The sequence below is a fragment of the Paraburkholderia sp. SIMBA_054 genome (genome assembly GCF_046534875.1).
GTDB lineage: Bacteria > Pseudomonadota > Gammaproteobacteria > Burkholderiales > Burkholderiaceae > Paraburkholderia > Paraburkholderia hospita.
In genome coordinates this window covers 1-3,413 of record NZ_JAWRXV010000145.1, presented here as the reverse complement: position 1 = coordinate 3,413, position 3,413 = coordinate 1, and the positions used below count along the sequence as shown (strand labels likewise).

General features: G+C 55.4%; 3 protein-coding genes. All 3 read left to right on the top strand.

What is annotated here, in order from left to right; all coding sequences use genetic code 11:
* Window positions 1–129: 129 nt before the first annotated feature.
* The 3 genes from SB822_RS54285 to SB822_RS54275 are packed head-to-tail and all read left to right on the top strand — an operon-like array spanning window position 130 to window position 3,292.
* On the top strand, window positions 130–1,371 hold the full coding sequence (locus tag SB822_RS54285) for a site-specific integrase (protein ID WP_410858751.1): 1,242 nt from the start codon (window positions 130–132) through the stop codon (window positions 1,369–1,371).
* On the top strand, window positions 1,368–2,297 hold the full coding sequence (locus SB822_RS54280) for a tyrosine-type recombinase/integrase (RefSeq protein WP_410858750.1): 930 nt from the start codon (window positions 1,368–1,370) through the stop codon (window positions 2,295–2,297). Before SB822_RS54285 ends, SB822_RS54280 begins: the two co-directional genes overlap by 4 nt.
* The gene (locus tag SB822_RS54275) at window positions 2,294–3,292 is read left to right on the top strand and encodes a site-specific integrase (RefSeq protein ID WP_410858749.1); all 999 of its coding nucleotides are present in this window, start codon (window positions 2,294–2,296) and stop codon (window positions 3,290–3,292) included. The genes SB822_RS54280 and SB822_RS54275 overlap by 4 nt, the downstream gene beginning before the upstream one ends.
* The last annotated feature ends 121 nt before the right edge of the window (window positions 3,293–3,413 follow it).

Here is a 3,413-nt window from a genome sequence, read left to right as displayed (position 1 = left end):
CATAATTCCGTGTAATAAAATATGGCCGAGTAATTTCATTTTTGTCCGCAATTAGTAACGTTTTCGTTCCAATGTAGTCGGCATTATCCTGACTCCTCTCAAGGTAATCTTGATTGGGAGGAGATCATCATGGAGCCGTCATACAGTCGTTCGTGGTCGTTGAGGTGTGTGCAAGAAGGGCCGCTCGCGCCCTACATCAGTTCCTTTACCAAATCGCTGGACGACCAAGGATTTGCTCCAGAGTCGAGCCGTGGGCAAACCCGATTGGTTGCTGATTTTAGCCGTTGGCTCAAGCAAGCACATGCTGTTCTACCAGCGATTACGGACGAGCATATACCGCGCTATTTACGTTATCGGGCTCGTCATCGACGTCCCAGATCAAGCGACACCTACGTATTGAAACGGATGCTGGATTTTCTGCACCAGCAGGGTGCCATCGCAGAGTTGCCGACCGTTGCCGTCGAGGTGACGCCCGATCGGCAGTTATTGGACGAGTACACGGTGTACTTGCAGCAGGAACGGGGACTTTCGGCCGAGACGATCGACATCTATGTGCCTTTTGCCCGAGTCTTTTTGACGGCCTGTTTCCGTGACCGTAAAAAAATACAACTCGCTTCGCTGCGCGCCGCTAATGTCATCGCATTTGTACAGGAGCAGGTAAGATGCCTGCATCTGGCGCGGGCAAAAATGATGGTCACTGCGCTGCGATCTTTCCTCCGATATTTGCTTTACTGCGGCGCCGTCAAGCGTGATCTGGCTGCCGCTGTACCTACCGTTGCCAACTGGTCGATGGCATCAATCCCTCGTGCGATCTCGGTGGAGCATGCGCAAGCAGCGCTCGCATCTTGCAACCGTCAAAGGGCCGTTGGCTCCCGGGATTATGCAATTTTATTGCTGCTGGCCCGACTGGGTTTGCGCGCGGGCGAAATCGTCGCGCTCAAACTGGATGACATCGACTGGGATAGTGGAAGTCTGTATGTACACGGTAAGAGCGCAAGGGGATGCCCCATGCCGCTACCGGCCGATGTGGGTGAGGCGATCGCCGACTACCTGCAGAAGGGGCGACCGCACAGTACCAGCCGCTCTGTATTTTTGCGTAGCGTAGCGCCGGTGGGGGAGTTTCAGGGACAGGAAGCCATCGGATCTATCGTTGAGCGCGCGCTGGAACGAGCAGGTATTGATACGCCGCACAAGGGTGCCCATCAGTTTCGACATCGGCTGGCCTGCGATCTATTGCGCCAGGGTGCTTCCCTGGCAGAGATTGGCGAGCTGTTACGCCATCGTCATCCAGAAACAACGGCGATCTATGCGAAGATCGACCTTGCCGCCTTGCGCACACTGGGCTTGCCTTGGCCGGGGGGTATGCAATGAACACACTGCGCGAAGCGGTTCAGAGCTATTTAGCGTTGCGCCGCGGCCTGGGATTCAAGCTGCTTCTTGCCGGCAACGCTTTGCAGGACTTCGTCACCTTTATGGAAAAGCGGCGGGCTGTTCACATCACCCTACGCCGCGTGCTCCAGTGGGCACAGCAACCGAAGTGCGCTCAACTGGCAACGTGGGCAGCACGAGTAGGTTATGTCCGTGGATTTGCCCAGTACTACAGTGCGATCGATCCACACACGGAGATTCCACCGTGCGCCTTGATGCCGTACCGACCGCGCCGCGCGAAGCCCTACCTTTACAGCAGTGCAGAAATTGAGGCCCTACTTCAAGCCGCATTGACTCTCTCTGGCGGAATGGGCCTGCGTCCGTGGACATATTATTGTTTCTTGGGTCTGCTGAGTGTGTCGGGATTACGCCTCGGTGAAGCACTCGATTTGAAACGGGAGGATGTTGATCTGAATGAAGGCATTGTGACGGTTCGGGGGAAATTTGGAAAAATACGGATGGTGCCTCTGCATGCGTCAACCCGGCAAGTGCTTGCTGATTACGTCACACGTCGTGAGCGTTTTCTTGCTGGACGATCCGCGCTCCACCTGTTTGTGTCCAGCACGCTCAATCCATTGCATCGCGCGGACGTGTACAGAACGTTCCATGCGTTGTCGCGCCGAATCGGTTTGCGCAGCCCCACCGCCACCCACGGACCGCGTTTACATGATTTTCGCCACCGATTTGCCACAGAAACCCTGTTGCAATGGTACCGCAATGGCGAAGACGTTGAGCACCGCTTACCGCTTTTGTCCGCTTACCTAGGGCACGTTCATCCGAGCGATACCTACTGGTACCTCAGCTTGTGCCCGGAGCTGATGGGGCTGGCGGCGAAACTGCTCGAACGTCACTGGGAGAACCCGTCATGAAATCGACCACCCGCTTTTCCACGCTACTGCAAGCCTTCTTCACCCAGCGACTCATGCAGCAAAAGCAAGTCAGCTCACACACGGTCGAATCCTACCGTGACACGTTCCGGTTGCTACTAAAATTCATCCAGAAGCGTCGACACAAGCAGCCGGCCAGTTTGTTGTTCGAAGATATCGATGCACCAATTATCTGCGCGTTTCTCGACGATTTGGAAAAGCAACGTCGTATCAGCGCGCGCAGCCGCAATGTTCGCCTCGCCGCCATCCGCTCCTTCTTTCGCTATGCGGCCTTTGAAGTACCTTCTCGATCCGATCAGATTCAACGCGCACTCGCTATTCCCACCAAACGCTATACCCGCACTCAGGTCGGATTTCTGACACGACCAGAGGTCGATGCGTTACTGGCCGCGCCCGATACGAGGACGTGGAGTGGTCGTCGGGATCACGCGCTGCTCCTGACGTCGGTGCAAACCGGCATGCGCTTGTCTGAAATGACAGGACTCAAGCGGCAGGACGTGACCCTGGGCACGGGTGCACATGTTCGGGTAGCGGGCAAAGGCCGCAAGGCCCGATGTATACCCCTCACCGAGCAGACTCGTGCGATCCTCAAGAACTGGCTGCAGGAGACTGCCAAAGCAGATAGCGACATCGTGTTTCCCAATGCGCGTGGTGGTCGTCTTAGCGCCGATGGCGTGAGCTACATTCTGGCGAAACAGATTGAGACGGCCCGCAAGACCTGTCCCTCTCTGCGGAAAAAACGCGTGACTTTCCACCAGCTTCGACACACCTCGGCAATGGAAATGCTGCGAGCGGGTTTCGACGGCACCATGATTGCCCTGTGGCTTGGTCACGAGTCCCCGGAAACCACACAAATTTATTTAGATGCGGACCTCGAATTAAAGAAAAAAATGCTGGAGAAAACCACACCCCACGACGGTAAGCCAGGAATTTACCGGCCTGATGATCAGCTGCTGGCTTTCCTCAATGGATTGTAACGGGCCAGAATAATGCCGAGTCATTGTGCCGCCGCATGCTGCAGCGGCACTTACAAACAAGCACTTTTATTACATCATCAATAAATGCTCGGCCATATTTTTTTACACGGAATTATGGCGG

Bases quoted from the DNA above. Each gene is read 5' to 3' on its own strand.
- SB822_RS54275 (WP_410858749.1), top strand. From the start codon at position 2,294: ATGAAATCGACCACCCGCTTTTCCACGCTACTGCAAGCCTTCTTCACC.
- SB822_RS54280 (WP_410858750.1), top strand. From the start codon at position 1,368: ATGAACACACTGCGCGAAGCGGTTCAGAGCTATTTAGCGTTGCGCCGC.
- SB822_RS54285 (WP_410858751.1), top strand. From the start codon at position 130: ATGGAGCCGTCATACAGTCGTTCGTGGTCGTTGAGGTGTGTGCAAGAA.